This is a genomic window from Rhodanobacter sp. PCA2 (assembly GCF_013620825.1).
Lineage (GTDB): Bacteria > Pseudomonadota > Gammaproteobacteria > Xanthomonadales > Rhodanobacteraceae > Rhodanobacter_A.
In genome coordinates, this window is sequence record NZ_NJIC01000001.1 from 18,258 (window position 1) to 44,546 (window position 26,289).

Below are 26,289 nucleotides of genomic sequence, written 5' to 3' on the forward strand. Positions count from 1 at the left end.
TCAGACGCGCTCGACGCCGCGGTAAAAGCGCTTGTGCGCCAGCGCCAGCATCGCCTCGTCCTCGTGCGTGTCGCCGTAGGCATGGCACTGCGCGTAGGCGGCGAGGTCGTAGCGCTCGCGCACGCGGCGCGCCTTTTCCTCGCCCACGCATTGCGCACCGCAGTAGCCGCCGGTGAGGCGCCCGTCGCGGGTTTCCAGGATCGAGCACACCAGCTCCAGGCCGTGCTGCCGGCTCCATGGCGCGAGGTAGGCATCCAGTCCGCCGGAAACCAGCACCACCTTGTCGCCCTGCGACTGGTGCCACGCGATGCGCCGCATCGCCTCGGGGCGCAGCACGCCGGGCAGGAATTCGGCGGCGAAGCGCTCGCCAGCGGCGCGTACGTGTTCGGCTGATGCACCGCGCAGGCCGAAAGCCACGACGGACTTGCGGATGCGCATGCCGGATACGAGGCCGAGCTTGTAGCCCGCCAGCATCGGCGCGAACAGGGGCACGCCCGCTGCGCGTCGCAGCGGGCTCACCGCGCAGCGGATGAAGTCGCCGAAGGTTTCGCGGGTGGTGATGGTGCCGTCGAAGTCGAAGAGCGCGAGATTCATCGTCCGTCGTCGTCCGTGTCGAAGCGCTCGCGCAAGTGGCCGAGCACGGCGTGGTTGGCATCGGCGATGCTGCGAAACGCGTCGCTGACATCAGGGTGCTGCGCCACGCGCTGCCAGTACATGCCGGCCCAGGCCGCGGCTTGCCGCCAGTGCGGCAAGGCGGCGGGGGTGGGTGGCGGTGGTTCGAAGGCGCGAGGCAGCACGGCGCCGTTGGCGGCGGGGCGGTACAGCATGGGCAGCATGTCGTAGCTCGGCGCGAGTTCCAGCGGCAAGGCATTGCCGAGAAAGAAGCCGAGGTTGCCGAAGTGCATGTCGGCGTTGCCGATCAGACGGCCGAACCACCAGCGGCGCAGCACCTGTTCCGCAGCGTCGTCGCGCAGCCAGCCGCCTTGCCGCATGCGTGCGGCGGCAGTGGCCCAGTCGTCGCGCTCGCCGTCGTGGGCGTCGCTCCAGGCAGCCAGCGTGACGAAGCCGCGCCGGCCGTGCGCGCCGATGCGGTCGAAGCGGGTGGCTTCCAGGCACAGGCGGCCCTGCGACCAGACCAGTTCGGTGCGGGCGCTGGCGTGGCCGTGTTCGGCCAGCACTTCGGCGGCGAGATGTTCGCAGACCAGCAGGTCGGCCCAGCGCCGGGCACTGGCGCCGGCATTCACTGGTTCGGTGAACTTCACGATGACGTGGCGCAGTTCGCCATCGGCGCTGTCGACGCAGGCGGTGAACTTGGGCTGTTCGCCGGCGGCCGAGGAACCGGCCAGTTCGCCCGCGAGCGCGGCTTGCGCCAGCTCGGCGTAACGCCGTTCGCGCGCCGCGACGGGGATGGCTTCGGGTTCGGCACGCAGGGCGCGTTCCAGCGCCGTATCGCCCAGCACGAAATCGCCGGGACCGTCATCGCCGTGCAGCAGCAGGGCGGCCAGCACGGCGTCTTCGTTCCAGCGCAGGATGTCCGGGGGAAGCCCCAGCTCCCGCGCCCAGCGCTGGCCGAACTGGCGGCCGAGGAAGCCCTGCGGGCGCTGGTCGTCGAGGAACCACGGCAGGCCGGGGAACAGGCCATCGGAGAATTCGCCTCGCAGCCAGTCGACCGGCGCAGAGGGTTCGACCAGGCAGCCGGCATCGTGCAAGGCCGTGAGCCGGGCGAATGCGTGCGGCTGGCCACGCTCGTCCAGGCGATACAAGGGCCAATGCGTGCCCAGGCCGCGCACTTCGCGCACCACGGCGTAGCGGCTGCGGCGGGCTTGGCCGATCCGCACCACGCCGGACCCCAAGGTTGCCAGTGCGCGCGAAATGGTGGGCTGGCTGAGACCCAGGGCCTCGCCGAGTTCACGTGCGCTGCTGGCCCCGCGCAGGCGCAGGACATGCAGCACACGCTCGGCGGGAGCAACAGGGGGAGCCATGATTGAATAGATACTTGAATAGATATTTCAAGTCAATCTATTTATATATCAATGTGTTGATAGAAATCATGGAGAAATATTGAATGGATTCTCAAGGTGATGGCCGGCCTGCTCGGGGGCGGCCATCTCGAGCCATGCTCATTTCGACGCCGGCAGGTACTTCGCGAACCAGTCCAGCGAGCGCTGCGCCACGTCCTTCACGTGCTTTGGGTCCTCGAAGTGGTGGCCTTCGTCGGGGTAGACCACGAGCTGGGTGGGCACGCCCAGGGTCTTGAGCGCGTGCCAGTACTCGAAGGACTGCGGCGCGGGGCATTCCTCGTCGCGGTCGCCGACCACGATCAGCGTGGGCGTCTTCACGTGCTTGACGAAGTTGACCGCGGAGCTTTTCGCGTAGGCCGCGGGATCGTCGTACAGCGAGGCGCCGAAGTAGGGAATCATCCACTGGTCGATGCGGTTCTGGCCGTAGTAGCTCTGCCAGTCGGAGATGCCGGCGCCGGCGACGGCGGCGCGGAAACGCTGCGTCTGCGTGGGCACGAACATGCTCATGAAGCCGCCGTAGCTCCAGCCGGTGAGGCCCAGGCGGTGGTCGTCCACCGGCGCCTGCTTCTCCACCGCGTCGATGCCGGCGAGGATGTCGCGCAGGTCGCCGTAGCCGAAGTCCTTGCGGTTGGCCTGCACAAAGGCCTCGCCCTGGCCGAAGCTGCCGCGCGGGTTGGGCAGGAACTGGAAGTAGCCGCTGGCGGCGTACATCGCGCCCATGCCGGGCCAGCCCGACAGCACGCCCCAGGCCGGGCCGCCGTGCACGCTGACGATCATCGGGTAGGTCTTGTGCGGATCGTAGTCGGCGGGATACAGCAGCCAGCCCTGCACCTGGCGGCCCTCATGGGTCCATTCCACCGACACCGCCTTGCCCCATTCCGGCTGCAGCGCGGCGTTGAGCGTGGTGACCGCGGGCGGCGGCGTGGTGCCGAGCACGCCGGCGTGCACTTCCGGCGCGTGCTCGAACGAATGCTGCTGGAACGCCACGCGGCGGTGGTCGGCCGACAGCGACACCGAGAGCACCGGGCCGCCTGCGCCTATCGTGGCCGGCAGGCTGAAGTACGGCGCCTGCATCTCGGCGCGGTCGCCGTGCACCGTGTACGCAGCGAGCTGCACGTTGCCCTTCGCGTTCTGGCTCACCAGCAATGCATCGGGCGCCGTCCAGGCGAACCACTGCGGCGTCACCGCGGTGCCGGGGGTAAGGTTGCCCGCCGTGCCGCCGGTGGCCGGCACGTCGTAGAGGTCGCCGCCGGTGGCGCCCTGGTCGCTCATCAGGCCGCCGATGAAGGCGATGCGTGCGCCGTCCGGCGACCAGCGCGGCAGCGCCATCTGCATGCCGTGCAGCGAGCCCTGCACGGTGGCCGGATCGACCAGCGCGCGCGGCGCGGCGCCGGGGCTGGCCTCCTGCACGTACAGCTTCGCGACCCACCAGTTGCCGTCGCCCGGCGGCGGCGCGGCGGTGTAGGCGATGCGCGAGCCGTCCGGCGACCAGTCGAATTCGTAGGCGTACAGCGCGTCGGGGGTCAGCGTGCGCACGGTGCCGCTGGCCACGTCCAGGCTGGCCACGTGCTGCAGTTCCACGTCGTCCTCGCCGATCACCCCCACCTGCGCCTTGCCCGCGGCGGTGGCGCTGGCGCGGCGCGTGGCGCCGGGCACGTAGAGGAAGCCGAGCGACTTGCCGTCCCTGGTCCAGGCCAGCGCGCGGGCATAGCCGGCGAGCTTGCCCAGTTCGCGCGGCGCGGCCTTGCCGGCGACGTCGGCGAGGTAGACGCCGTTGTGCATCGCCTGCGTGCTGGTGAGGTCCTTGCCGCAGTCGGCGATGAAGGCGAGTCCGTGCGAATCCGGCGCCCAGGCGAGGTCGCGCTTGCCGCAGTCGGCCAGCTTCGCGCCCAGGTCCAGCGCATGCGCATGGCTGCCGTCGGCGTCGGCCAGCTCGATCGCGGACGGCTTGCCTTCCAGCACCCACGCCAGCCGCGCGCCGTCCGGCGAGATCGCCACCGCGCCTATGCGCTTGACCTTGTCGAGCCGGGCAAGCAGCTGGGCGACGTGCGAAGCGGGTGCGGTGTCGGCGGCCGGGGCGGCGAATGCCGCGGGCGCCAGCAGCGCGGCGGCGAGCATCAGGCAGAGAGGCAGGTGGGTACGGGAAAGCATGGCGCGGCTCCGGCAAGACGAAGGCGCGACGCTACAACGCATGGCCGGCGCGGCCAAGTGCGACAGGGCAGGCATCGGTGCAGGAACGTGCGAAGTGTGGCGTTTCGCGGCGCCGGCAAGCGGCTCAGTGCGCGGCGACGCGTGCCGCTTCCCGCGCTGCCTCGCGGGCGGCCAGCGTGGTGCGGATCGCGGGGATCGCCGCCAGCGCGGCCTGCTCGCCGGCGAGGATGGCCTGGTTCTTCTGCTCGAAGTCGGTCGGGCCGATGCCGCCGAGCCTGGGCCGTATCACCACGTCGGCGCGGCCGGTTTCCTGCGCGGCCAGCTGCCGCCCCATGATGACGATGGACTGGCCCACGATGCCCAGCATGCCTTGCGGACTGCTGCCGTCGGGCGCGCTGGAGATGTCCACCGCGATCACGACATCCGCGCCCAGCTGGCGCGCGGCGTCCACCGGGATCGGGCTGACCACGCCGCCGTCCACGTAGCGCTTGCCGCGTATCGTCACCGGTTCGAACACGCCGGGGACGCTGGACGACGCGCGCACCGCCTCGCCGGTGTCGCCGCGCACGAACACGGTGCGCTGCCCGGTCTGCAGCTCGGTGGCCACCGCGGCGAACGGCAGCTTCAGCCGCTCGATCGGCCGGTGGTTCACCAGCTGGTCCACGTAGTCCTGCAGCGCCTTGCCCTGCACCAGGCCGCCGGAGAACAGGCGCACGTCGCGGATCTTCGATTCGTCCAGGCCGAACGCGACCTGCTGCATCTGGAACGCGTCCATGCCGCTGGCGTACAGCGCGCCGACCACGCTGCCGGCACTGGTGCCGGCCACCACGTCGGGATGGATGCCGCTGGCCTCCAGCATCTTGATCACGCCGATGTGCGCGAAACCCTTGGCCGCGCCGCCGCCCAGCGCGAGGCCGATCTTCAGCTTCGGCAGCGGCGGCAGCGGGGCGGGAGGCGCAACCGGCTTGGCCGCGTGCGTGCAGGCGCCGAGCACGAGCGCGGCGAGCATGGGCAGGAACAGGCGACGGAAGCGCATGGCTGGGTGTCTGCGGAAGAAAGAGAGTGGATGGTCGGTAGTGGATCAGCCTTGCGCGCCGTCCGCCTCGACGTGGTAGTGCGTGGCCAGTTCCACTTCGTCCTTCGAGCCCAGGAACACCGGCACGCGCTGGTGCAGGCCCGTGGGCTGCAGTTCCATGATGCGCTCGCGGCCGGTGCTGGCGGCGCCGCCGGCCTGCTCGACGATGAAGGCCATCGGGTTCGCCTCGTACATCAGGCGCAGCTTGCCGCCCTTGCTCCTGATCTTGGCGTCCAGCGGGTAGAAGAACACGCCGCCGCGGGTCACGATGCGATGCACGTCCGCCACCATCGAGGCCACCCAGCGCATGTTGAAGTCGCGCCCGCGCGGGCCGTCCCCGCCGGCCAGCAGCTCGCCGATGTAGCGCTGCATCGGCGCTTCCCAGTGGCGCTGGTTGGACATGTTGATCGCGAACTCGCCGGTGGCTGCCGGGATGCGGATGTCGCGGCGGCTGAGGATGAAGCTGCCGATCTCGCGGTCCAGCGTGAACTCGTGCGTGCCGTGGCCGAAGGTGAGCACCAGCAGGGTGGACGGCCCGTACACCACGTAGCCGGCGGCGAGCTGGGTGGTGCCCGGCTGCAGGAAGTGTTCGGCGACGGGTTCGGTGACGCCGTCCGGGCAGCGCAGCACCGAGAAGATGGTGCCCACCGAGATGTTCACGTCGATGTTCGAGCTGCCGTCCAGCGGATCGAACAGCAGCAGGTGCTGGCCCCGGGGATAGCCGTCGGGGATCGGTTGCGGGTCTTCCATTTCCTCCGACGCGCAGGCGGCGAGGTGGCCGCCCCAGGCGTTCGCCTCCAGCAGGATCTCGTTGGAGATCACGTCGAGCTTCTTCTGCGCCTCGCCCTGGATGTTGTCGGTGCCCGCCGCGCCCAGCACGCCACCCAGCGCGCCCTTGCCGGTGGCCACCGCGATGCGCTTGCAGGCGCGCGCCACCACCTCGATCAACAGGGAGAGTTCGGCGTTGATGTGGCCGGCGCGACGTTCCTCGATCAGGAACTGGATCAGCGAAACGGGCTTCATGGCGGCTCCGGAGCAGGAAGGTCGGGAAGGCGGAACGCGTATTGTCCCGGCTTGGGCTGAATCGCGCCATGCCCGGCCAGCCTGCTGACACGATGCTGGCAGCAGGCCCCGCGCAAGCTGCACCTCCAACACGGAGGGAACGACATGCGCGACACGGTTTATTTCCTCGTATTCGACGGCTACGCCGACTGGCAGGCCGCGCTGGCGCTGTGCGAGATCCGCCGTCCTGGCGACTGGCAGGTGCGGGTGGCGGGCTTTTCGACGGCGCCGGTGGTGTCCATGGGCGGCGTCACGGTGCAGCCCGAGCTGAGCCTGGCCCAGCTCGACCTGGCCCGCGCGGCGCTGCTGATCCTGCCCGGCGGCCACCTGTGGACGCGGGGCGGCGGCCTGGCCGCGGTGGCCGCCGCGCGCCGCGTGCATGCGGCCGGCGCACCGGTGGCCGCGATCGACGGCGGCGTGCTGGCGCTGGCCCGCGCCGGCCTGCTGGACCAATGCCGGCATACCGCCAACCACCCCGGCCACATCGACGCCCACGTGCCGGACTACCGCGGCGCCGAGCAGTACGACGGCTCGGTGCTCGCGGTCAGCGACGGCGGCACGCTCACCGCCAGCGAGTTCGGCAGCGTGGAGTTCGCGCGCGAGGTGATACGCACGCTGGACCTCTACAACGCCAGCGACCGCGAACACTGGTTCCGCCTCTACAAGCATGCGCTGCCGCCGCCGTGGCTGGCCCGCGCCACCGCGGTCGCCGCCTGAGGAATTCGTCATGAAGAAACCGCTGCTTGACCGCGTGCTGATGGCTTACCGGCCGCTGTACCTGCAAGGCCTCCTGCTGGACGGCCAGTACCGCCTGCCGACGCCGACCGCAGGAACGGGCGCCGGTGAAGCCGGCGCACGCCGCCATCGCCTCACCCTGCTGGCCTGGACCGGCCTGCATCTCTTCGCGCCATCCACCCGGAGCCGGAAATGAACAAGCCCATCCTCAACCTCGACGAACTGGAACCGATCCCGCTGGACGTGCTGAACAAGCAGTACGGCGGCAACGCGATGCCGGAGAAGTTCGGCGGCGGCATGGCGCCGATCGGACACCGGCTGGGCGCGCAGAAGCTGGGCTGCAACCTCACCGTGGTGCCGCCCGGCAAGCGCGCGTTCCCGTTCCACGCGCATCGCGTCAACGAGGAGATGTTCTTCGTGGTCGAGGGCGCGGGCGAAGTGCGCATCGGCGGCGAGACCTGGCCGATCCGCGCCGGCGACGTGATCTGCTGCCCGCCGGGCGGCCCGGAAACCGCGCACCAGATCGTCAACACCGGCGACGCGGTGTTGCGCTATCTCGCCGTGTCGACCAGCCAGACGCCGGAGCTGTGCGAATACCCGGACTCGGGCAAGTTCGCCGTCATGCACATGGCCGGCAGGGATGCGGACGGCAAGCCGCAGGGCTTCCGCCATGTCGGGCGGGCAGCCGTCGGCCGCGACTACTGGGACGGCGAATAGCCGGGGCTGGCGATCGATGCGCGGACGGGCCACCATGTGCGGATGCGTCGTGCCGATCGCCTCTTCCTCATCATCCACGCCCTGCGCGGACGGCGCACCGCACTGCCGGCGCGCACGCTCGCCGAGACGCTGGGCGTCTCGCTGCGCACCGTCTACCGCGACGTGGCCGACCTGCAGCTCTCCGGCGTGCCGATCGAGGGCGAGGCGGGCGTGGGCTACGTGCTGCGCAAGGGTTCGGACATCCCGCCGCTGATGTTCACCGCCGACGAACTGGAAGCGCTGGTGGTCGGCACGCGTTTCGTGCGCGCCTTCGCCGGCGACAGGCTGGCGGCCGGGGCGCAGGCCGCGCTGCTGAAGATCGAGGCGGTGCTGCCGCCCGAACTGCGCGAGCGCGCCGCGCGCACGCGCATCTACGCGCCGGTGTGGCGCGACCAGGGCCGCGCCGATTTCGCCATGTTGATCGACCGCCTGCATGCGGCCATCGCGGCGAACCAGGTGCTGCGGCTGGACTACCGCGACGAAGGCGGCCAGCCCAGCCTGCGCGAGGTGGAACCGCTGTGCCTCGCGTTCTGGGGCGGCAAGTGGACGCTGGGCGCGTGGTGCCGGCTGCGCCGGGATTTCCGCAACTTCCGTCCCGACCGCATCCACGCCAGCGAAGCCACCGGCGAGACGTTTGCCGAAGCGCCGGGCCGCAGCCTGGACGACTACCTGCAGGCGGTGGGCGGCAACCGCATCGGCATGAACTGAGCCGCCATGCCCGCGTTCGCGGGCGCAGGCAGGCGCCCGCGAAACGACTACCCTGTACCCATGCGCCGCCCCGCACTCTCGCCGTCCGTCACCGCTGCCCTCGCGGCGGCGCTGCTGTTCGGCGCCAGCACGCCGCTGGCCAAGCAGTTGCTGCGCGACCTGCCGCCGGTGTTGCTGGCGGGCCTGCTGTACCTCGGCAGCGGCATCGGCCTGCTGCTGCTGCGGCTGCTGCGCGACCGCGGCTGGCGCGCGCCGGCCATGCCGGCCGGCGAACGCGCGTGGCTGGCGCTGGCGATCGCGTTCGGCGGCGTGCTGGCCCCGCTGCTGCTGCTGCTGGGGCTGGCGCGCAGCGGCGCGGCCGCCGCCTCGCTGCTGCTGAACCTGGAAGCGGTGCTGACCGCGTTGCTGGCGTGGATCGTGTTCCGCGAGAACGCCGACCGGCGCATCGTGCTGGGCATGCTGCTGATCGTGGCGGGCGCGGTGCTGCTGGCGTGGCCGGGGTGGCTGGCGCCCGCGGCGGTGGGGCCGGGCGCGCCGCTGATCGCGCTCGCCTGCCTGTGCTGGGCGCTGGACAACAACTTCACGCGCAAGGTCTCCGCTTCGGATGCGCTGTTCATCGCCGGCCTGAAGGGCCTCGTGGCCGGCATCGTCAACGTCGCGCTGGCGGCGATGCTGGGCGCACGCCTGCCGGCGGCGGCCACGCTCGCCGCGGCGATGACGGTGGGCCTGTTCGGCTACGGCGTCAGCCTGGTGCTGTTCGTGCTGGCCTTGCGCGGGCTGGGCGCGGCGCGCACCGGCGCGTATTTCTCCACCGCGCCGTTCCTGGGCGCGGCGATCGCGATACTCGCGTTCGGCGACCATGTCTCGCCCGCGTTCTGGCTGGCGGCGCTGCTGATGGGCGCGGGCGTGTGGCTGCACCTCACCGAACGCCACGAACACCTGCACACGCACGAGCCGCTCACGCACGCCCATCGCCACGTGCACGACGAACACCACCAGCACCCGCACGATTTCGACTGGGACGGCCGCGAGCCGCACACCCACGAGCACACGCACGCGCCGATCACCCACGCGCATCCGCACTATCCGGACATCCATCACCGGCATCCGCATCGTTGAACGCGGCGGCGGCGATGACGCCTGCATGAATGGGGGCGCAGGCGCACGCCGATGTGCGCGCTCCGGAGTGGCGCGCGGCGCGCGCGGCCCTGCTAGGCTGCGCCGCACGCCATCCACGAAAGGAACCGTGCCATGTCCACAGGTGTGCGTCATCCGCTGCTGCTGATCGCTCCGGCCAAGCTGCGGCCGACCCAGATGACCGTCGGCAAGGCCGAGGTGGCCAGCAAGCGTGCCGAGTGGGAAAAGCTCGGCAAGAAAAAGCGCAAGGAATTGCTGGCCGCGCACTGGTTCCCCGGCGTGCTGGGTCCGAAGCAGAACGTCTACATCGTCGACCACCACCACCTCGGCCTCGCCTTGCTGGAAGAGGGCGTGAAGAAGGTGCCGGTGATGATCCAGCGCGACTTCTCCTGGCTGGAGCCGGACGTGTTCTGGCGCACCATGGAATACAACCGCTGGGCGCATCCCTACGACGAACACGGGCGTCGCAACGAGTACGCGTCGATCCCGGGAAATCTTGCGAAGCTGGCCGACGATGCGTACCGCACGCTGGCGATGCGCGTGCGCGTGGCGGGCGGTTGCGCCAAGGATGCGTTGCCGTACTCCGAATTCCTGTGGGCGGACTTCTACCGTCGCCGCTTGAAGCTGCCCGGCGGCAACATCGGCGCCAAGGCGCTGCAGCAGGCGTTGCTGCTCGCGCACAGCCACGAGGCCGCCTACCTGCCGGGCTGGAGCGGCGCGACCGAATGAGCGCGGCGCCGCAGGGCGCCGGCGCCGGCGGCTTCGCGCCCGGCGCCGACGTGCTGGCCGGCCTGTCCATCGCCGGCCTGCTGCTGCCCGAGGCGGTGGCGTATTCGGGCATCGCGGGGCTGCCGCCGCAGGCGGGCGTGATCGCGCTGTTCGTCGGCCTGGCCAGCTACGGCCTGCTGGGCCGCAGCCGCTACGCGGTCGTCTCGGCCACCTCGTCCTCGGCGGCGGTGCTGGCCGCCGGCACGCTGGCGCTGGCCGGTCCGGCCGGCGCCGCGCGCGCCGCGGTGGCGGCGACGCTGGTGCTGCTCACCGGCTGCTGTTTCCTCGTCGCCGGCATCGCCCGGCTCGGCGGCCTGTCGCACCTGATCGCGCGGCCGGTGCTGCGCGGCTTCACGTTCGGCCTCGCCTGCGTGATCGCGCTGAAGCAGGTGCCCAGCCTGTGCGGGCTGCCGGGCCTGCATGGCGACTTCGTGCCGCTGCTGCTGGTGGACCTGCTGCGCTCGGCCGGCGGCGTGAATCCGGCCGCGCTGGGAGCGGGCGCCATCGCGCTGCTGCTGCTGTTCCTGGCCGAACGGGTGCGGCGGTTGCCGGGCAGCCTGCTGGCGATCGTGCTGGGCGTGGCTGCGTCCGGCTGGCTGGCCGGGCATGGCGTGGCGCTGACCGGTGCGATCGATCTGGTGCCCACCTGGACGTTGCCCGCATGGCCGCGGGCCGACCAGTGGCTGCCCAGCGTGGAGCTGGCGGCCGCGATACTGCTGGTGCTGTATGCGGAGTCCTACGGTTCCATCCGCGCGTTTGCGCTGAAGCATGGCGATCCGGTGCAGGCGAACCGCGACCTGCTGGTGCTGGGCGTGGCGAACGGCTTGTCCGGCCTGCTGCACGGCATGCCGGTGGGCGCGGGCTATTCCGGCACCTCGGCGAACGAGGCGGCCGGCGCGCGTTCGCGCCTGGCCGGGCTGGTCGCCGCGGCCACCGTGCTGCTGCTCGTGCTGCTGTTGCTGCGCTGGATCGAGCGCATTCCGGAGCCGGTGCTGGCGGCCATCGTGATCCATGCCGTGAGCAAGTCGTGGCGGCTGTCCGTGTTCAAGCCCTACCTGCAATGGCGGCGCGACCGGCTGGTGGCGCTGGCGGCGGTGCTGGCGGTGCTGGCGCTGGGCATCCTCGACGGCTTGCTGGCGGCGATCGCCTTCAGCCTGATCATGCTGCTGCGCCAGCTGGCCACGCCGCGGCTGAGCGTGCTGGGCCGCCTGCCGGGCAGCCACGATTTCGTGGCGTTGGCTGAACATCCCGACGCACAGGCGCCGGCCGGCATGCTGATACTGCGGCCGGAAGAACCCCTGTTCTTCGCGAACGCGGAAACCGTGCTGGCGCAGGCGCGCCAGCAGGTGGAAGCCCAGTCCGGCTGCCGCGTGGTGGTGCTCAGCCTGGAGGAGTCGCCCGACCTGGACAGCACCGCGCTGGAGGCGCTGGCGGATTTCGCCGCGTGGCTGGCTGCGCGCGGTCTCCCGCTGCGCGTGGCGCGCCTGAAGGATGCCGTGCGCGGGCTGCTGCTGCGCGCCGCGCTGCCCCAGCTTCCGCCACAGGCGCTGGATTACTGGAGCGTGGAAGATGCAGCGGCAGCGGCTGTTCCCGCGCCGCCCACGGAGATACCGCAGCAGTGAAGATCGCGAAGTGTGTGCAATGGCTGGCGCTGGGTGCGCTGTGCGTGGCCGTTCCTGCCTGGGCCAACCAGGCCACCGACGCCCGGTTCAGGCAGATCTACGGCGCCGAATGGGCGTGGCGCACCGGCCAGGCCGGCATCAGCGCCTCGGGCGAGGCGCAGCCGAACAACGGTCGCCTCGACGACGTGGACGCCGCCAGCCAGCAGCAGCGCCTGGACTACTGGCGCAAGGTGATGCAGCAGCTGGACGCGATCGACGTGCAGCAGCTGTCGCCGGAAAACCGGGTGAACTACGCGGTGTACCGCGAGCAGATCCGCAACTTCATCGCGGATCAGCAGTTCGGCCAGTGGCAGATGCCGTTCAACAGCGACTCGGCGTTCTGGAGCGACCTGGATGGCGAGCTGGGCGGCGATCGCCTGCGCAGCGTGGCCGACTATCGCGGTTACCTCGACCGCCTCGGCCAGATCCCGCATTACTTCGAGCAGCAGACCGACAACATGCGGCTGGGCCTGAAGCGCGGCTTCAGCGTGCCGCGCGAGGTGCTCAAGGGCCGCGACCAGTCCATCGCCGCGGTGGCGGAACTGGGCGATCCCACGGCCAGCAGCTTCTACGCGCCGTTCAGGCAGATGCCGGACACGATCCCCGCCGATGAGGCGCAGGCGCTGCGCGGCGAGGCGCAGCAGCGCATCCGCGACCAGGTGATTCCCGCCTACGCGAAGCTGCTCGAGTTCTTCCGCGACGAGTACGTGCCGCAGGCGCGCAGCACGCTCGCCGCCGAGGCGCTGCCCGACGGCAAGGCCTACTACCGCCAGCAGATCCGCGCCTACACCACGCTTGACCTGACGCCCGACGAGATCCACCGCATCGGCCTGGAGCAGGTCGCGAAGATCCACGCCGAGATGCTGGAGGTGATGAAGCAGACCGGCTTCAAGGGCAGCTTCCCCGACTTCCTGCACTACCTGCGCACCGACCCGCAGTTCTACGCGAAGACGCCGCAGGAGCTGCTCGACAAGACCGCGTGGGTCGCCAAGGAAGTGGACGGCAAGATGGCGCGCTTCTTCGGCCACCTGCCGCGCGCGCGCTTCACCATCAGGCCGGTGCCGGACGCGATCGCGCCGTACTACACCTCGGGCCGCGGCGGCGCGGACGTCTATCTGGTCAACACCTGGGACCTGAAATCGCGCGCGCTGTACAACATGCCGGCGCTGACCCTGCACGAGAGCTATCCCGGCCACTCGCTGCAGCTGGAGCTGGCGGAGGAAGACCACGGCCAGCCCGCGTTCCGCCGCAACGGCTACATCTCCGCCTACGGCGAGGGCTGGGGCCTGTACTCCGAATACCTCGGCAACGAGATGGGCATCTACCACACGCCCTGGCAGCAGTTCGGCTACCTCACCTACCAGATGTGGCGCGCCTGCCGCCTGGTGGTCGACACCGGCATCCACCACCTCGGCTGGACCCGCCAGCAGGCGATCGACTACCTCACCGAGAACACCGCGCTCAGCCCGCTGGAAATCGCCAACGAGGTGGACCGCTACATCAGCTGGCCCGGACAGGCCGACAGCTACGAGCTGGGCTACCTGAAGATCCTCGAACTCCGCGCGAAGGCCGAGCAGGCGCTGGGCGCGAAGTTCGACATCCGCGCCTTCCACGACACCGTGCTTTCCACCGGCTCGGTGCCGCTGCCGGTGCTGGAAGCGCGCATCGACCAGTTCATCAAGGACGGCGGCCCGGAGCCGGACTACGGAAAGGGCAGGAACGCCGGCGGCTGAGCGCGCCGGATCAACCGGCGCTTGCGCTGAGGCAGGGCGGCAGCTTGCCGCCGTTTGCGCGCAACTGCTGCTGGGCGATCTGCATGTTGAACTGGCGGATGGCCTGCTTGTGCGACTGGTAGAACGCCATGTTCGCCGCGCTGATCTGCGGCGCTGCGCCGTTGCCCTGGACCATGCCGGGATGCTGCTGCTTCAGTTCCTGGATGGCGGCCGACATCAGCGTGACCGTGCCGAGGATCATTTCCTTCGCGGTCACGCCGTGGCTGGCGAGCATGGCGTGCACGCCGGGCTGCGCGTCGTAGCGGGCGGCCATCTGGTCGATCGTCGCCTTCCCGGCGCCCTCGCCGGTCAGCCCGAGCACCTTCACCGGGCTGAGCTGGCACGGATCCTTGATCGAGTCGGTTTCCACCGCCTGGTACTTCGCGAGGAAGCCGTCGGTCAGCGTGAAACCTTGTGGATCACTCGCGCTGCCGGAGGATGAGGCGGCGCAGGCCGCGGGAAGGGCCGCGACCGCGCACAGCGCCAGTGCGGCCAGTCCGTGCGTGAAGCTGTTCGCTTTCTTCATTGCCTTGCTCCTTGGGGTCGCATTGTCGGGGGAGTGGAGTGCGTGCATTGGCGCGGGTCGCAGCGCTCGGCGCGGTGAAACCGCAAGCGCGATGGCGCGTCGTTCTTCTCGTGTTGCAAACGGATCATTGCTCGACCAATTCGACGCGACGGTTGCGCGCCTTGCCGGCATCGTCGCGATTGCTCGCCACGGGCGCGTACGAAGCCAGGCCCTTGGCTGCCATGCGAGTGGCGGCGATGCCGTAGTCTTTCGCCAGCGCCTTCACCACCGACTCCGCGCGCTGCTGCGAAAGCGCGAGGTTGTGCGCCAGCGAACCGCTGTCGTCGGTGTGCCCGACGATGTAGACCTTCAGCGTCGGCTGCGCCTTCAGCAGCTTCGCCATCTCGGCGAGCGTGGTGGCGGATTCCTTGTCCAGCACCGCGCTGTCGCTGGCGTAGCGGATGCCGTAGAGCGCGATGTGGCCGTTCTGCGCGAGGCCCTGACTCATGGCCTTCGCGTCCACGCTCACCTGGCCGGTGGCCATCGGCTTCGCTTCGACGATCTGCAGCAGCACGCCGATCGGCCGCTTGTCGGAAGAGCCCTGCTGATGCGCGACGAGCAACGACACGTCCACCGCGCCGGCTGCGCGGTCGAGGTGTGCCGTGAGAACGCGTGCATCGCCGTCGACCGCATACAGGCTGTTCAACATGAGGTTGTGCGCACCCGCGCCCATCTGATCGAGCAAGGGATCGATGATGCGATCGGAGAAATCCGCAGCATTGCCGCAGGTGTCGCCTGCACATGCGAAGCGTGTGGCGAATCCGGCGCCTTCGAGTGCCTGCGTGAAGTTGCGGTAGACCTCGAGCGTCGACTTGCCGGTGGGCGCCACGTAGGCGATGCGCGTGATCTTGCCTTCCACGTCCTCGCTGCGCTTGAACCCGTGTTGTGCGTTGCCGTCGTAAGGGCCGATCGGCAGCGTGGCCGAACCATAGTCGATCTGCTGGTAGCCGAAGATCGTCGATCCGGCGAAGCGCGAAACGATCGGGTGATCGTGGCTTCCACGCATGTCGTGCGAGGGAAATTCCGAAGCGATGGCTGCGTTGCCGATCGATGCGATCAGCACAAGAAACAAGCGCGAAAAAATCCGTGTCTTGCCGTGCACTCGATGTCTCCGTCGGCATCGCGGGAGCCCGGACAATAACAAGCTTGAGTCGATGTATCAGCAGTTCGCAGCATCGCGATACCGCAGTCATTCAGCCCGCGGCTGCATTTTTTGGATGCGATCACTGCATTGGACACAGGTCGGATGCACGGGATCGCGAGGTCTTCACATTGGTGTACGACCCATGAATCGACCGCAAGAATTTCACAAAACAGTCGTGGAGCTGGGATAGGTTCCACGCTCGGGAGAGGCGACAAAACAAGTTGTTTTCTCCTGCCGCGGATGTAGGTCGCAGTGCCGCACAGGGGGCACATCCATCTCTCACTGAGGAGACCTTCCGGTTCCCGATGCAGGAATCGGTTTTGTCGGAAAGGATTAGGAGATACCCCCCATGAGCGCACGTTTCCCCCGCAAGCACGCCCAGCGTATCCGCCAGCGCGGCCAGGGCATGACCGAGTACATCATCATCACTGCACTGATCGCGATCGCCGCGATCGCCGCCGTCACCTACTTCGGCGGCACAGCCCGCGCACAGATCGGCGGCATGGCCAGGGAGCTTTCCGGCCAGAGCGCGACCCAGGACATCAATCGCGCCAAGAACCAGGGCAATCAGGCACACAGCGAGGGTACGAAGGACAAGACCCTCAGCAGCTACAACAACGCCACGGCCAAATAAGGCATTTCCCTCGCATTCGATGAATCGGATGTGGCGCCCTGGCGTCGCATCCGCGGGGATGACTCGTGCTGCCGCGAAAAGGCGGCATGCACGAGTGATCTCTTCGACTACTGCTCGAGGGCGTGCGTGATGGCTGTTTCAATGAACGTGGCTTGGGTGGACGACGATGCGTCGCCGCCGCGGTACCGGCGCCGGAATGCGTGCGGAGGTCGTGCGCGCGTGCATGGCGCGCGCGCGCAAGGCGGACAGGCGCTGGTCCTGGCGATCGTTGCGCTGCTGGTGCTGTGCATCGGCGTGATCGTCGTGTTCAACACCGGGCAGGCGACATCCAAGAAGGTGCAACTGGTCAATGCGGCCGATGCGGCTGCCTACAGCGCCGCCGTGCAGCAGGCACGCGCGTACAACCTCATCGCTTACATGAACCGCGCTTCCGTGGCCAACGAGGTGGCGGTGGCGCAGATGGTGAGCTGGTACTCGTGGACGAATTTCACGTTGCGCGGTACCGAAAATTTCAAGACTGCGGTGCAGGACATTGCCATCATCTTCGACCTCAGCATCGTCGGCGCGGAGGTAGGTGCGGCCTTGCAGGATGTCGTCACCGTACTCAATGAAGTGAAGACGGTGGTCCGAACCATTCGCGATGGCATGCAGGTGGCGTTCTCGGCAGGCGTGACCGCGATCGGCGCCCTCGACAAGGCTTACTCGCTGGCGTCGTACGCCATAGCCAAGATCGATTCGCAGGAATCGTTGAAGCTGGTGCCCGACATAGTCAAACGGAACACCGAAGGCAAGGCCACGATCGGGGCGCGCGGCTATGCCCTGCTGGAGGAAGGGGCGCTGCAAGCGATGTCCTACAGCACGCAGTACCGGATTCCGGCTAGCAGCAGCGGGGGCTCGGCTGCAGAGCGTTACGGAGCGGACCGCTATGCGAACGTGGTGATGGAAGCCAGGGATGGGTTCTCCCGCAAGCGGAGCGACGGATTGGGTCCCTTGCACAAGCGCGGCGGCACCGACCTGGTGAATTACAGGAACTGGGCCGGTGTGGACACGCTCAACGTCAAGGTCGGCTGGCTGGGCGTGAATACAGCGCTGGCATGGGGCGGAGCGGCCGCCGTGACCGGCACGCCCAAGTCCTTCCGGTCGATCGCAAGCCCGGGTTTCGAGCGTGGCCGCGGCTGGAACTCGCAGTACGAGATCGACCCGGGCCACATCGACCGGTACGCCGGTGGAATCGACAACGGCGATGCGGGCAAGCAGGTGCTTTCGTCGCCCGCGACGGATGGCAGCGACAAGGCATGGCTGAAGGATTTCGCGCCGGATACGGATCCCGGGCTGCAGCCTTACGTCGACATCAAGGACAACAAGGCGACGGTTCCCTACGTGGTCGATGGGGGAAGCGCATCCGCGGCAGGCGTGAAAGTGCTGGATGCCGGTCCGATCTTCACCGTGCTGGTCGAGCAACCGATGAAGACCGTGCGCACCAGTACGCACGTGCCCGGCATCGGGGGACAGGATGCGTCATCGGCTTTCTACGTGCCCGACAAGGCCGTGTCCGACGACATGACCGCGTTGTCTTCGGCGCAGGTGTACTTCGACCGTCCCCGCGGCTTCGGCTTGTTCGACAGCGTGACCAGCCCATCGAGTCGCGAGCTGGGCAGCCTGTTCAGTCCCTACTGGCAGGCGCGGCTGGTCGATACGCCTTGCTCGACGCGCCAGCAGGTGGCCATCGCGTACGGGGCGGTTGCGCCGTGCATTCCCGGCAAGGGCTGAATTCCGACATGACAAATTCCGGCAAGGAAATCTGTTCGATGCGCAGAACATTCATGACACTGGCCCTGGCCATCGCGCTCCCGGCGGCCGGTTGCACGAGCGACGCAGGCGGTACGTCTCAGACAGAGTCTTCATCCACGCAGGCCGGGGCGAGCGCGCCGCCCATCCATGTCATGCAGACCATCGTCTTCCTGAAGGATGGGTCGCCTGCCGTCGAGGCGAATTACCGCGCGGCACTCGCCAAGTGCAGCGGAGGGCCGTTGCCGGTGCAGCCGTTGAGTCCGGAAGTGGTCGGCAAGCTCGGGCGCACATATCTGGACGTCCGCTACGAAGGCGACCGCATGGCGGTCAATGCGGACCATTGGGATTTCAAGAGCATCGATCATCCGCCTGCCGTCGCGTGTGCGTTCGGAGTCGAGCACACGTCGCGACTGACGATCGTCAAGCCCGGCGCGTCGATTGGCATCGATCTCGAAAAGCGGACCGGCAGCAGCGAAGCATCGCCGGGCGCAGTGCGTTCCGCGGCGGCCACCCCATCGGGAAGCGGCGATCCCTTGCAGGCAGCCGTGGCGGCCCAACTCGCCAAGCAGGGCCAGGGCGACTTGATGGGACAGGACGCCGGCAGCGGTACGAGCGCAGGCCAGCCTTGCAAACAGGGCCGCACGACCGCCGGTGAATTCTGCGTGTGGAGCGGCGGCCAAAAGTGGGGCTTCGTCACCGACAAGGCCGAGACGAACGATCGCATGGATGCGCCCACGGACAGCATCACCCTGTGGAGCAAGCCGGCCGGCGGGAACGGCTACGAACTCACCACCCAGAGCATGACCGTCGGCACGCCTATCGACGGAAAGGTGTTCGAGGTGCCTTCGAACATCGCGATCAGCAAGGCGGACTGACAGGTCGTCGAGGAGCCATCCATGAGCACGACGCCCGCGGAAAAAAACCGGCCACGTCGACCTGCCTTCAGCCGGATGCCGAGCGGCAAGGCCGAACGCGGCCAGAGCCTGATCGAGATGGTGGTGGCCCTGATCGTGCTGGTTCCGCTGGCGGCCGGGGTGATGCTGCTGGGCCAGTACATCCACATCAAGCAGCAAACCCAGGCCGCGGCACGCGAAGCGGCGTGGGCAGCCACGGTGGATCCCGCGTTGGCAAATGCGCAATTGCCGAACCGGGCAGGTGTGCAGACGGAACTGCGCGTTCGCCAGTTCGCCGACGCCAAGGCGACGATCCGCAGCAACGCGAACGCGCCCGCAAAGTTTGGCGACACCTTGTTGACCACCTTCGCGAACCGGGAGCTTCTGAAGACGTCCGGACTTTCGCTGGCGGTCTACAAGCAGGAAGCCGCGTCCTCCTACCTCGACCAGGGCCTGAATGCCATCAGCAAGGTGGCGAAGACCCTGGGCAACCTTCCGCCCAATACCCAAGGCCTGGTTACCGCCGAGGTACATGCCAAGCCGGAAAAGATCGTGGGGACGGACGGCGGCCCGCTTGCGTTCCTGGACCCCCTCGACACCATGCAACTGGATTTCTCGGCGCGCACGGTCGTGCTCGCGGATACGTGGGCGGCATCGGGAGGCGGTGAACGAGCGGATGGCACGGAGGCGCCATCGGCGGCATTCAGCAACCGCACGGTGCGCAGCGTGATCAAGCCGCTCGTGCCTTCAAGCTGGCTGGGAAACAACGCCGACCAGGTCATCAACGATGTCGTCCACGTGCTCGGCAGCATTCCGTTGATCAAGCAGATATTCACGCCGGGACTCGATCAATTCGAGATCGGCCGCACGGCGCCCGATGTCGTGCCGACCGACAAGCTGGTGAAGTACAACCATGGGCGCTGAGCGGCGACTGCCATGGCTGGCATTCGCGCTGCTGCCCGGGGCTGCGTGTGCCTTCGGCTGGCCGCAGCCGCCGTTGCCGAGCGGCACGGCATCGGCGGAGGTCGCCCGCCGCATCGTCTTCAACGGGTTGGACATGCGTGCGCAGACCTTCCAGTCGCAGCAGAGCCAGGCCGACGTGGTGGCGTACTACCGCAAGCTCTGGGACGGCAAGGTGGTGGTCAATGCCATGGGGAATGCCGAGGTGGTCGGGCACCAGCAAGGCGACTACTACATCACCGTGCAGGTCAGCCGTTTCGGCAGCGGCAGCAAGGGCGACATCGGCATCATCGACGTCGCTTCGGCGCCGAAGCATTTCGAGCGCGGCGCCGGCCTGCCCCAGCCGATGGGCTCCAGGGTATTCAACGACATCGCCTACCCGGACGATCCCACGCCGGCGCGCACCGTGGCGATGCGCAACGCCTTGTCGCCGGCGCAGAACGCGAGCTACTTCCGCGAGCGCCTGATGGCGGATGGCTGGAAATCCGCGGACGCCAGCCAGTGCGCAAGCGGCAGCTGCGTCATGCGCTACGAGCGCGGCGACAGCAAGATGACCCTGGTGATGAGTCAGCTGGATGGCCAGTCGCAGGTGGTCATCAACGTGCTGAACCCGTGATGCGGAGGATGACCGACATGTCCCGGCAACGGCGCATCGCCAAGGCACTTCGAACCAGGGGTCGGCGGCAGCGCGGCGGCGCACTCGCGGAATACACCGTCGTGGTGCTGCTCCTGGTGCTGGTGCTGGTCGCCTATCCGGATGCCATCCCGCAGCTGGCCAAGGCCTTGCGCGAGGCCTATGCCAGTTTTGCCTACGCACTTTCCGTCTCATGGATCTGAATCGAATGGAACGACGCATGCCGGCGATCAACCGGAACTTCCTCTTCCTGGGCGGCGCGATCCTGCTCGGCATCGTGGCCAGCTACATGACCGTCCACTACATCAACAACCAGGTGGAAGTGCGCACGCGCGCCACGCCGACCGAAATGCGCGAGGTGGTGGTGCCGGTGCGCGACCTGGACAAGGGAGTCAACCTCACCCAGCAGGATATCGCCTCGCGCGAGGTGCCCGCCGAGTTCGTCCCGGCGGATGCGCTGACCCCCGACAACTACAAGGACTACATCGACCAGGTGCTGCGCGCGCCGCTGGTGCAGGGCGCGCCGATCAGCGGCAGTGCCGTGGACCGGGTGACCGATCATTTCTCCAACCTGATCGATCCCGGCAAGGTGGCCTATTCGATCCAGGTGGACGAATCCAACTCGGTATCCGGGCTGATCGTGCCGGGCGATCACCTGGACATCCTCCTGCTCATGTCGGGCGATGACACGGATCAGATCCGGCCCCTGCTCAGCGACGTTCCGGTGCTGGCCACCGGCCGGCTGGCGAAGGGCATGCGCAATGACGGCAAGAACGACGATGCCAGCTATTCGAACATCACCCTGAGCCTTCCTCCGAAGGATGCCCAGCGCCTCGGCATGGCCATGAAGGTGGGCGAGCTGCGCGTGATGCTGCGCTCCGCCGGCAACGGGGAGCCTTTCGACCTCAAGGCGCTGAGCAAGGCGGATTTGCTCAGGTATGGCCGGCCGATTCGCGGCAACGGCATCCAGTTCATCATCGGCGGGAATGGTTGAGATATGGAAGCATCGATACGTTCAAGATGGATGCGGGCCGCGGTGTTCGCGTGGGCGTCGTTGCTCGCGCTCGTCCTGTTTTCGTGGCGGCCGGCACGTGCGGAAGCGCCGGTCATCGCCGACGCCATCAGCATGTATGCCGGGCAGGCACTGGTACAGCGCGCGCCGGGCGCCCTCAAGCGCGTCGCCGTCGGCGACGGCAAGCTGCTGCAGGTCAAGGCGATCGGCAACCGCGAGCTGGTGCTGATCGCCAACCAGCCCGGCGACACCTCGGTGCAGCTGTGGATGACCGACGGCACCCAGCGCAGTGTCAGCGTGCACGTCGTCGTGGGCAACAGCGAGGAGGCGGCCAACCTGGTCGGCAAGCTGCTCGGCCCCGGCAGCGCCATCGCCGTCAACACGGTGGGCGGCAACGTGGTGTTGACGGGCAACAAGCTCTCGCAGGCAGACGTGGCGCACATCGCCGCGATCAGGAAGATCTACCCGCAGGTGCTCGACTTCACCAGCGCGAACGCGGTCGAGATGAAACCGATGGTGATGATGCACGTGCGCATCATGGAGTTCGACAAGAAGGCGGTGAACCAGCTCGGCATCAAGTGGGACAGCATGATCGCCGGCCCTGGCGGCGGCCTCGTGCACGACTGGGTCACCAACCCGTATTACCGGATGACGCCGGGCAACTTCGCCGGCGTGGACGGCAATGGCACCAGGGCGAACCTGCCGCTGCGGGTGCCCGGCACCGCCGCGTACTTCGGCATCGCCACCTCGATCGCCTCGCAGATCAACCTGATGATGCAGGACGGCAATGCCTGGGAACTGGCCACGCCGCAGCTCGCCGCGCGCAGCGGCGGGGTCGCCGACTTCCTGGTGGGCGGCGAGGTGCCCATCCCCATCACGCAGGGCCTCGGCGAGACGACCGTGGAATACAAGCAGTACGGCATCAAGCTGCACATCGCGCCGGTGGTCAACAGCGAAGGCGACATCTCCACCGACATCGAAACCGAGATCAGCAAGATCGATCCGACTGTCACCGTGAACGGCTACCCCGGCTTCACCACGCGCCGCGCCAGCGCGCAGCTCAACGTGCACACGGGCGACACCATCGTCATCTCCGGCCTGGTGGACGCAAGCGGTTCCAGGACCTTCGACCGGGTGCCGGGCCTGGGCAACATCCCGATCCTCGGCGCGCTGTTCCGTTCGCGCGACTTCCAGGCAAACCGCACCGACCTGGTGGTCTTCGTGACGCCGGTCGTGGTCGACGCGAACTCGCCGGAAAACCGCAAGCTGATCGAAAAGAGCGACCGGCTGCGCGACGACTTCCGCAAGACCATCGGCAGCGACATCGTTGATTGAGGGCGGGACATGTTCGAAGTGCTGATCGAAACCCCCAACCGCGATCCCCGCCAGGTGCGCTGCCTGCACAGCACCTGCGGCATCGGTCGCGGCGACGACAACCTGGTTGTGCTGCAGGGCTGGGACATCGGCCGCGAGCACGCGATGCTGAGCATGCGCAAGGACGGCGTCTTCATCGAGACGCTGGGCGGCCGGGCGCCGGTGATGATCAACGGCGCGAAGCTGAAGGGCGAGCACGGCCCCCTGCATCGCGAGGACATGGTGAACATCGGCGCGTACCGCCTGCGCGTGCTGGCGGACCATGCCGATGACGTGCCCGCGCAGGTGCCCCGGCAAGCCGCGAACGCGCCGGTCAGGCTCGATCCGGTGGCATCGCCGACCGCCGTGCCGCCGCCGGTGCCGGCCGCGCCCGTCACCGGCTTTCCTGCCGCCTTGCCGGTATCGACGGACATGCTGGAATGGCGCACGCGGGTGCACCAGTCGCTGGTGCGGCAGATGGACCTGCGACGTGTCGACGTGCGCGGCATGAGCGAGGAGGCGCTGCGCCAGAAGACCTCCGCCCTGATCGACGAGATCATCGAGCGCGAGTTTTCCGACGATCTGCCGAAGACCATCAACCGCCGCCGGCTCGCCAAGGAAGTGCTCGACGAGGCCATCGGCCTCGGGCCGCTGGAGGATCTGCTGGAGGACGACAGCGTGACCGAGGTGATGGTCAACGGCTCCAGCGAAATCTTCATCGAGCGCGCCGGCCGCATCGAGAAATCCGCGGTGATCTTCACCAGCGACAAGGCGGTGCTGGCGGCGATCGAACGCATCGTCGCGCCGCTCGGCCGGCGCATCGACGAAAGCTCGCCGATGGTCGACGCGCGCCTCTCCGACGGCTCGCGCGTCAATGCGGTGATTCCGCCGGTGGCGCTGCGCGGACCGAGCGTGAGCATCCGCAAGTTCAGCAAGCGCAAGCTCAGCGGCACCGACCTGCTGCAGTACGGTTCGATCAACGAGCCGATGCTCGAATTCCTGCAGGTCGCGGTGCGCGAGCGGCGCAACATCGTGGTGACCGGCGGCACCGGCTCGGGCAAGACCACCCTGCTGAACATCCTCTCCAACTTCATCCCCGACTCGGAGCGCGTCGTCACCATCGAGGACGCCGCCGAGCTCAAGCTCAGCCAGCCGAACCTGGTGGCGCTGGAAGCGCGTCCGGCCAACCTCGAGGGCAAGGGCCTGATCACCATCCGCGACCTGGTGCGCAACGCCTTGCGCATGCGCCCCGACCGCATCGTGGTCGGCGAGTGCCGCGGCGGCGAGGCGCTGGACATGCTGCAGGCCATGAACACCGGCCACGAGGGCTCGCTCACCACCGCGCACGCCAACTCGCCGCGCGATGCGCTGTCGCGACTGGAAGTGATGGTGCTGATGTCCAGCATGGACCTGCCGATGACGGTGGTGCGCGAGCAGATCTCCTCGGCCATCGACCTGATCATCCACCAGCGCCGCTTCCCCTGCGGCTCGCGCAAGATCACCCACGTGTCCGAGATCACCGGTATCGAGAGCGGGACGATCCAGACCCAGGACCTGTTCGTGTTCCGCGCGCGCGACCAGGGCGGCCCCGGCGGCAAGGTGCGCGGCGAGTTCTCCGCCACGGGCGCCGTGCCGGAGTTCTACGAGGAGCTGGCGGATCGCGGCGTGCCCGTCGACCTGTCGATCTTCAAGCAGGGCCAGGAGTCCGCGCATGAATAGCGTGCTGCCGGTCGTTGCCGTCGTGTTCCTGTGCGTGACCGTGGTCGGTTTCCTGCTCGCGCGCAGTTCGACCGTGTTCTGGGGACGCTACCAGGAGGCCTTCACCGAGCAGGCGCGCTTCAACCTGGCCGACATGTTCATGTTCATGGACACCGGCCACCTGTTCCGCATCAACGCCGCCGCGCTCGTGCTGATTCCCGCGTTCATCTGGTTCGCCACGGGCAATCCGTTGCTGGCGGTCGTGGCCCTGGTGCTGATTTTCGTGCTGCCCAAGAAGATCTACACGTGGATGCGCCAGCGCCGCCTCGACCAGATCCAGCAGCAGCTTCCGGACGGTCTGATGATGGTGTCGGGCGGCATGCGCGCTGGCCTCGGCTTCACGCCGGCGCTGGAAAGCCTGGCGCGCGACATCGAGCCGCCGCTGGCGCAGGAGTTCGCGCTGCTGCTGCGCGAACAGCGCATGGGCATCAAGCTGGAGGAGGCCATGGAGCACCTGCACCAGCGCGTGCCGATCCAGGACGTGGCGCTGTTCGTTTCCGCCGTGGGCATCTCGCGCGAGGTCGGCGGCAATCTCGCCGAGAGCATGGCCTCGCTCGCCGACACCCTGCGGCGGCGGCTGATCATGGAAGGCAAGGTGAAGTCGCTCACCGCGCAAGGGCGCCTGCAGGGCATCGTGATGGCGATGATGCCGCTGGGCCTGATCGGCTTCCTCAGCTTCGCGTATCCCGACACGATGCACGAGATGTATCACAGCTACATCGGCTGGGCGGTCATCGCTGTCGCCGCGGTGATGGAGTACCTCGGCTACCGCATGTGCCGCAAGATCATGAGCATCGACATATGAACTGGATGCTTCCCGTTCTGGCGGTGGTGGTCGTGGGCTGCGTCGGGCTCGGCTTCTGGGCCGTGTACGGCCTGATGCGCGAGGTGCCGAAGGCCGACCGCCACTACCAGGACCCGCTGCCCTTCGGCCTGCGCCTGCTGTGGCCGCTGGTGAATGCGGCGACCCATGCGCTCGGGCCGCGGCTGGCGCCGGACAAGCTGGAGAAGGCGCATCGCGAATTGCAGACCGCCGGGCAGGACTTCGTGCTGAGCCCGGAGCAGCTGTACGGACTGCGCGCGGTGAGCGCCGCGCTGGTGGCGCTGTTCTTCTGGCTGGTACTGCGCCTGCTCGACAAGCACGGCCTGCTGCTCTACCTGCTGGCCCTGCTGATGGGCGTGGCGCTGGGCTGGCTCTATCCGAGCCTGTGGCTCGGCGAGCGCCGCAACAAGCGGCGCCGGCTGGTGATCAAGGACATGCCGATCTACCTGGATTTCATCACCATGTCGGTCGAGGCGGGACTCAACATCACCGGGGGAATCGAGCAGGCGACGCAGAAAGGGCCGCCCGGGCCGCTGCAGCAGGAGTTCACCCGCCTGCTGCGCGACGTGCGCTCCGGCCTGCCGCGCGCCGAGGCGCTCAAGCGCATGTCGGAGCGGATGGAGATGGCGCAGATCTCCAGCTTCACCGGCACCCTGATCCAGGCGGACCGCGTCGGCGCCAGCCTCGGCCCCACGCTGCGGGCGCAGTCGGCGCAACGCCGCGAGGAGCGCTTCCTGCGCGCCGAGAAGCTCGCGCTCGAAGCGCCGGTGAAGATGATGCTGCCGCTGGTGATGTTCTTCTTCCCGCTGATCTTCCTCGTGCTCGGCTACTTCATCTATCTGCGCATGCGGCAGGAGGGGATCTTTTGAAACGGGG

26 protein-coding genes are annotated in these 26,289 nt (G+C 68.3%); 19 read left to right on the forward strand and 7 right to left on the reverse strand.

The annotated features are described in order from the left end of the window. The 5 genes from PCA_RS00085 to PCA_RS00105 all read right to left on the reverse strand — a co-directional run bounded on the left by PCA_RS00085 (position 1) and on the right by PCA_RS00105 (position 6,270). Positions 1-594: an HAD family hydrolase gene (locus PCA_RS00085; protein ID WP_181300077.1), complete on the reverse strand. Its 594-nt coding sequence runs from the start codon at positions 592-594 to the stop codon at positions 1-3. Further along, complete coding sequence (gene yjjJ / locus PCA_RS00090; RefSeq protein ID WP_181300078.1) at positions 591-1,982, reverse strand: type II toxin-antitoxin system HipA family toxin YjjJ; 1,392 nt, start codon at positions 1,980-1,982, stop codon at positions 591-593. The genes PCA_RS00085 and yjjJ overlap by 4 nt, the downstream gene beginning before the upstream one ends. 138 nt (positions 1,983-2,120) lie before the next feature. Beyond that, entirely contained in the window at positions 2,121-4,172 is a 2,052-nt protein-coding gene (locus tag PCA_RS00095) for a S9 family peptidase (protein WP_181300079.1), read from the reverse strand. A 124-nt stretch (positions 4,173-4,296) separates the two neighbouring features. Further along, the gene (locus tag PCA_RS00100; protein ID WP_181300080.1) at positions 4,297-5,208 is read right to left on the reverse strand and encodes a patatin-like phospholipase family protein; all 912 of its coding nucleotides are present in this window, start codon (positions 5,206-5,208) and stop codon (positions 4,297-4,299) included. 45 nt (positions 5,209-5,253) lie between these two features. Next, positions 5,254-6,270, reverse strand: a complete 1,017-nt coding sequence (locus tag PCA_RS00105; RefSeq protein WP_181300081.1) for a class 1 fructose-bisphosphatase — start codon at positions 6,268-6,270, stop codon at positions 5,254-5,256. Positions 6,271-6,414: 144 nt separating this feature from the next. On the opposite strand from PCA_RS00105, the gene PCA_RS00110 reads away from it, so the two are divergent. From PCA_RS00110 to PCA_RS00145, 8 genes are all read left to right on the forward strand, one after another. Continuing rightward, positions 6,415-7,026, forward strand: a complete 612-nt coding sequence (locus tag PCA_RS00110) for a DJ-1/PfpI family protein (protein WP_181300082.1) — start codon at positions 6,415-6,417, stop codon at positions 7,024-7,026. Positions 7,027-7,036: 10 nt separating this feature from the next. Then, positions 7,037-7,240, forward strand: a complete 204-nt coding sequence (locus PCA_RS00115; RefSeq protein WP_181300083.1) for a hypothetical protein — start codon at positions 7,037-7,039, stop codon at positions 7,238-7,240. Continuing rightward, positions 7,237-7,761 (forward strand): cupin domain-containing protein, encoded by a 525-nt coding sequence (locus PCA_RS00120; protein ID WP_181300084.1) that lies wholly within the window; start codon positions 7,237-7,239, stop codon positions 7,759-7,761. The genes PCA_RS00115 and PCA_RS00120 overlap by 4 nt, the downstream gene beginning before the upstream one ends. 42 nt (positions 7,762-7,803) lie before the next feature. Next, positions 7,804-8,508 (forward strand): YafY family protein, encoded by a 705-nt coding sequence (locus PCA_RS00125; RefSeq protein ID WP_181300085.1) that lies wholly within the window; start codon positions 7,804-7,806, stop codon positions 8,506-8,508. 60 nt (positions 8,509-8,568) lie between these two features. After that, positions 8,569-9,627: a DMT family transporter gene (locus PCA_RS00130; RefSeq protein WP_181300086.1), complete on the forward strand. Its 1,059-nt coding sequence runs from the start codon at positions 8,569-8,571 to the stop codon at positions 9,625-9,627. Positions 9,628-9,759: 132 nt separating this feature from the next. Then, positions 9,760-10,374 (forward strand): ParB/Srx family N-terminal domain-containing protein, encoded by a 615-nt coding sequence (locus PCA_RS00135; RefSeq protein WP_181300087.1) that lies wholly within the window; start codon positions 9,760-9,762, stop codon positions 10,372-10,374. Continuing rightward, positions 10,371-12,035 (forward strand): SulP family inorganic anion transporter, encoded by a 1,665-nt coding sequence (locus PCA_RS00140; protein WP_181300088.1) that lies wholly within the window; start codon positions 10,371-10,373, stop codon positions 12,033-12,035. The genes PCA_RS00135 and PCA_RS00140 overlap by 4 nt, the downstream gene beginning before the upstream one ends. A 23-nt stretch (positions 12,036-12,058) precedes the next feature. After that, complete coding sequence (locus PCA_RS00145) at positions 12,059-13,807, forward strand: DUF885 family protein (protein ID WP_255436574.1); 1,749 nt, start codon at positions 12,059-12,061, stop codon at positions 13,805-13,807. Positions 13,808-13,817: 10 nt separating this feature from the next. On the opposite strand, the gene PCA_RS00150 is transcribed toward PCA_RS00145, so the two are convergent. Then, positions 13,818-14,372: a hypothetical protein gene (locus tag PCA_RS00150; RefSeq protein ID WP_181300089.1), complete on the reverse strand. Its 555-nt coding sequence runs from the start codon at positions 14,370-14,372 to the stop codon at positions 13,818-13,820. Between the two features lie 124 nt (positions 14,373-14,496). Beyond that, entirely contained in the window at positions 14,497-15,474 is a 978-nt protein-coding gene (locus PCA_RS00155; protein ID WP_343204385.1) for a DUF4892 domain-containing protein, read from the reverse strand. 430 nt (positions 15,475-15,904) lie between these two features. On the opposite strand from PCA_RS00155, the gene PCA_RS00160 reads away from it, so the two are divergent. The 11 genes from PCA_RS00160 (at position 15,905) to PCA_RS00210 (ending at position 26,282) form a co-directional block, all read left to right on the forward strand. Then, the gene (locus PCA_RS00160; protein WP_181300090.1) at positions 15,905-16,189 is read left to right on the forward strand and encodes a pilus assembly protein; all 285 of its coding nucleotides are present in this window, start codon (positions 15,905-15,907) and stop codon (positions 16,187-16,189) included. 141 nt (positions 16,190-16,330) lie between these two features. Further along, positions 16,331-17,959: a pilus assembly protein TadG-related protein gene (locus tag PCA_RS00165; protein WP_181300091.1), complete on the forward strand. Its 1,629-nt coding sequence runs from the start codon at positions 16,331-16,333 to the stop codon at positions 17,957-17,959. 8 nt (positions 17,960-17,967) lie between these two features. Beyond that, a complete protein-coding gene (locus PCA_RS00170; RefSeq protein ID WP_181300092.1) occupies positions 17,968-18,855 on the forward strand; it encodes a hypothetical protein in 888 nt (295 codons plus the stop codon). Between the two features lie 21 nt (positions 18,856-18,876). Beyond that, on the forward strand, positions 18,877-19,797 hold the full coding sequence (locus tag PCA_RS00175; RefSeq protein ID WP_255436562.1) for a TadE/TadG family type IV pilus assembly protein: 921 nt from the start codon (positions 18,877-18,879) through the stop codon (positions 19,795-19,797). Next, positions 19,787-20,449 carry a hypothetical protein gene (locus tag PCA_RS00180; protein WP_181300093.1) on the forward strand — a complete coding sequence of 221 codons (663 nt, stop codon included), beginning with the start codon at positions 19,787-19,789 and terminating at the stop codon, positions 20,447-20,449. The genes PCA_RS00175 and PCA_RS00180 overlap by 11 nt, the downstream gene beginning before the upstream one ends. Positions 20,450-20,466: 17 nt before the next feature. Beyond that, entirely contained in the window at positions 20,467-20,670 is a 204-nt protein-coding gene (locus PCA_RS00185) for a hypothetical protein (protein WP_181300094.1), read from the forward strand. A gap of 17 nt (positions 20,671-20,687) precedes the next feature. After that, a complete protein-coding gene (cpaB, locus tag PCA_RS00190) occupies positions 20,688-21,461 on the forward strand; it encodes a Flp pilus assembly protein CpaB (RefSeq protein ID WP_255436563.1) in 774 nt (257 codons plus the stop codon). A 60-nt stretch (positions 21,462-21,521) separates the two neighbouring features. Then, positions 21,522-22,814 (forward strand): pilus assembly protein N-terminal domain-containing protein, encoded by a 1,293-nt coding sequence (locus PCA_RS00195; RefSeq protein ID WP_255436564.1) that lies wholly within the window; start codon positions 21,522-21,524, stop codon positions 22,812-22,814. A gap of 9 nt (positions 22,815-22,823) precedes the next feature. Then, a complete protein-coding gene (locus PCA_RS00200; protein WP_181300097.1) occupies positions 22,824-24,551 on the forward strand; it encodes an ATPase, T2SS/T4P/T4SS family in 1,728 nt (575 codons plus the stop codon). Beyond that, positions 24,544-25,395 (forward strand): type II secretion system F family protein, encoded by an 852-nt coding sequence (locus PCA_RS00205; protein ID WP_181300098.1) that lies wholly within the window; start codon positions 24,544-24,546, stop codon positions 25,393-25,395. Before PCA_RS00200 ends, PCA_RS00205 begins: the two co-directional genes overlap by 8 nt. Further along, positions 25,392-26,282 (forward strand): type II secretion system F family protein, encoded by an 891-nt coding sequence (locus tag PCA_RS00210; RefSeq protein WP_181300099.1) that lies wholly within the window; start codon positions 25,392-25,394, stop codon positions 26,280-26,282. The genes PCA_RS00205 and PCA_RS00210 overlap by 4 nt, the downstream gene beginning before the upstream one ends. Positions 26,283-26,289: the final 7 nt, after the last annotated feature.

Excerpts from the sequence above, each read along its gene's own strand:
- PCA_RS00085 (WP_181300077.1), bottom strand. The coding sequence starts at position 594 with ATGAATCTCGCGCTCTTCGACTTCGACGGCACCATCACCACCCGCGAA.
- yjjJ (WP_181300078.1), bottom strand. The coding sequence starts at position 1,982 with ATGGCTCCCCCTGTTGCTCCCGCCGAGCGTGTGCTGCATGTCCTGCGC.
- PCA_RS00095 (WP_181300079.1), bottom strand. The coding sequence starts at position 4,172 with ATGCTTTCCCGTACCCACCTGCCTCTCTGCCTGATGCTCGCCGCCGCG.
- PCA_RS00100 (WP_181300080.1), bottom strand. The coding sequence starts at position 5,208 with ATGCGCTTCCGTCGCCTGTTCCTGCCCATGCTCGCCGCGCTCGTGCTC.
- PCA_RS00105 (WP_181300081.1), bottom strand. The coding sequence starts at position 6,270 with ATGAAGCCCGTTTCGCTGATCCAGTTCCTGATCGAGGAACGTCGCGCC.
- PCA_RS00110 (WP_181300082.1), top strand. The coding sequence starts at position 6,415 with ATGCGCGACACGGTTTATTTCCTCGTATTCGACGGCTACGCCGACTGG.
- PCA_RS00115 (WP_181300083.1), top strand. The coding sequence starts at position 7,037 with ATGAAGAAACCGCTGCTTGACCGCGTGCTGATGGCTTACCGGCCGCTG.
- PCA_RS00120 (WP_181300084.1), top strand. The coding sequence starts at position 7,237 with ATGAACAAGCCCATCCTCAACCTCGACGAACTGGAACCGATCCCGCTG.
- PCA_RS00125 (WP_181300085.1), top strand. The coding sequence starts at position 7,804 with ATGCGTCGTGCCGATCGCCTCTTCCTCATCATCCACGCCCTGCGCGGA.
- PCA_RS00130 (WP_181300086.1), top strand. The coding sequence starts at position 8,569 with ATGCGCCGCCCCGCACTCTCGCCGTCCGTCACCGCTGCCCTCGCGGCG.
- PCA_RS00135 (WP_181300087.1), top strand. The coding sequence starts at position 9,760 with ATGTCCACAGGTGTGCGTCATCCGCTGCTGCTGATCGCTCCGGCCAAG.
- PCA_RS00140 (WP_181300088.1), top strand. The coding sequence starts at position 10,371 with ATGAGCGCGGCGCCGCAGGGCGCCGGCGCCGGCGGCTTCGCGCCCGGC.
- PCA_RS00150 (WP_181300089.1), bottom strand. The coding sequence starts at position 14,372 with ATGAAGAAAGCGAACAGCTTCACGCACGGACTGGCCGCACTGGCGCTG.
- PCA_RS00160 (WP_181300090.1), top strand. The coding sequence starts at position 15,905 with ATGAGCGCACGTTTCCCCCGCAAGCACGCCCAGCGTATCCGCCAGCGC.
- PCA_RS00165 (WP_181300091.1), top strand. The coding sequence starts at position 16,331 with ATGAACGTGGCTTGGGTGGACGACGATGCGTCGCCGCCGCGGTACCGG.
- PCA_RS00170 (WP_181300092.1), top strand. The coding sequence starts at position 17,968 with ATGACAAATTCCGGCAAGGAAATCTGTTCGATGCGCAGAACATTCATG.
- PCA_RS00175 (WP_255436562.1), top strand. The coding sequence starts at position 18,877 with ATGAGCACGACGCCCGCGGAAAAAAACCGGCCACGTCGACCTGCCTTC.
- PCA_RS00180 (WP_181300093.1), top strand. The coding sequence starts at position 19,787 with ATGGGCGCTGAGCGGCGACTGCCATGGCTGGCATTCGCGCTGCTGCCC.
- PCA_RS00185 (WP_181300094.1), top strand. The coding sequence starts at position 20,467 with ATGTCCCGGCAACGGCGCATCGCCAAGGCACTTCGAACCAGGGGTCGG.
- cpaB (WP_255436563.1), top strand. The coding sequence starts at position 20,688 with ATGCCGGCGATCAACCGGAACTTCCTCTTCCTGGGCGGCGCGATCCTG.
- PCA_RS00200 (WP_181300097.1), top strand. The coding sequence starts at position 22,824 with ATGTTCGAAGTGCTGATCGAAACCCCCAACCGCGATCCCCGCCAGGTG.
- PCA_RS00205 (WP_181300098.1), top strand. The coding sequence starts at position 24,544 with ATGAATAGCGTGCTGCCGGTCGTTGCCGTCGTGTTCCTGTGCGTGACC.
- PCA_RS00210 (WP_181300099.1), top strand. The coding sequence starts at position 25,392 with ATGAACTGGATGCTTCCCGTTCTGGCGGTGGTGGTCGTGGGCTGCGTC.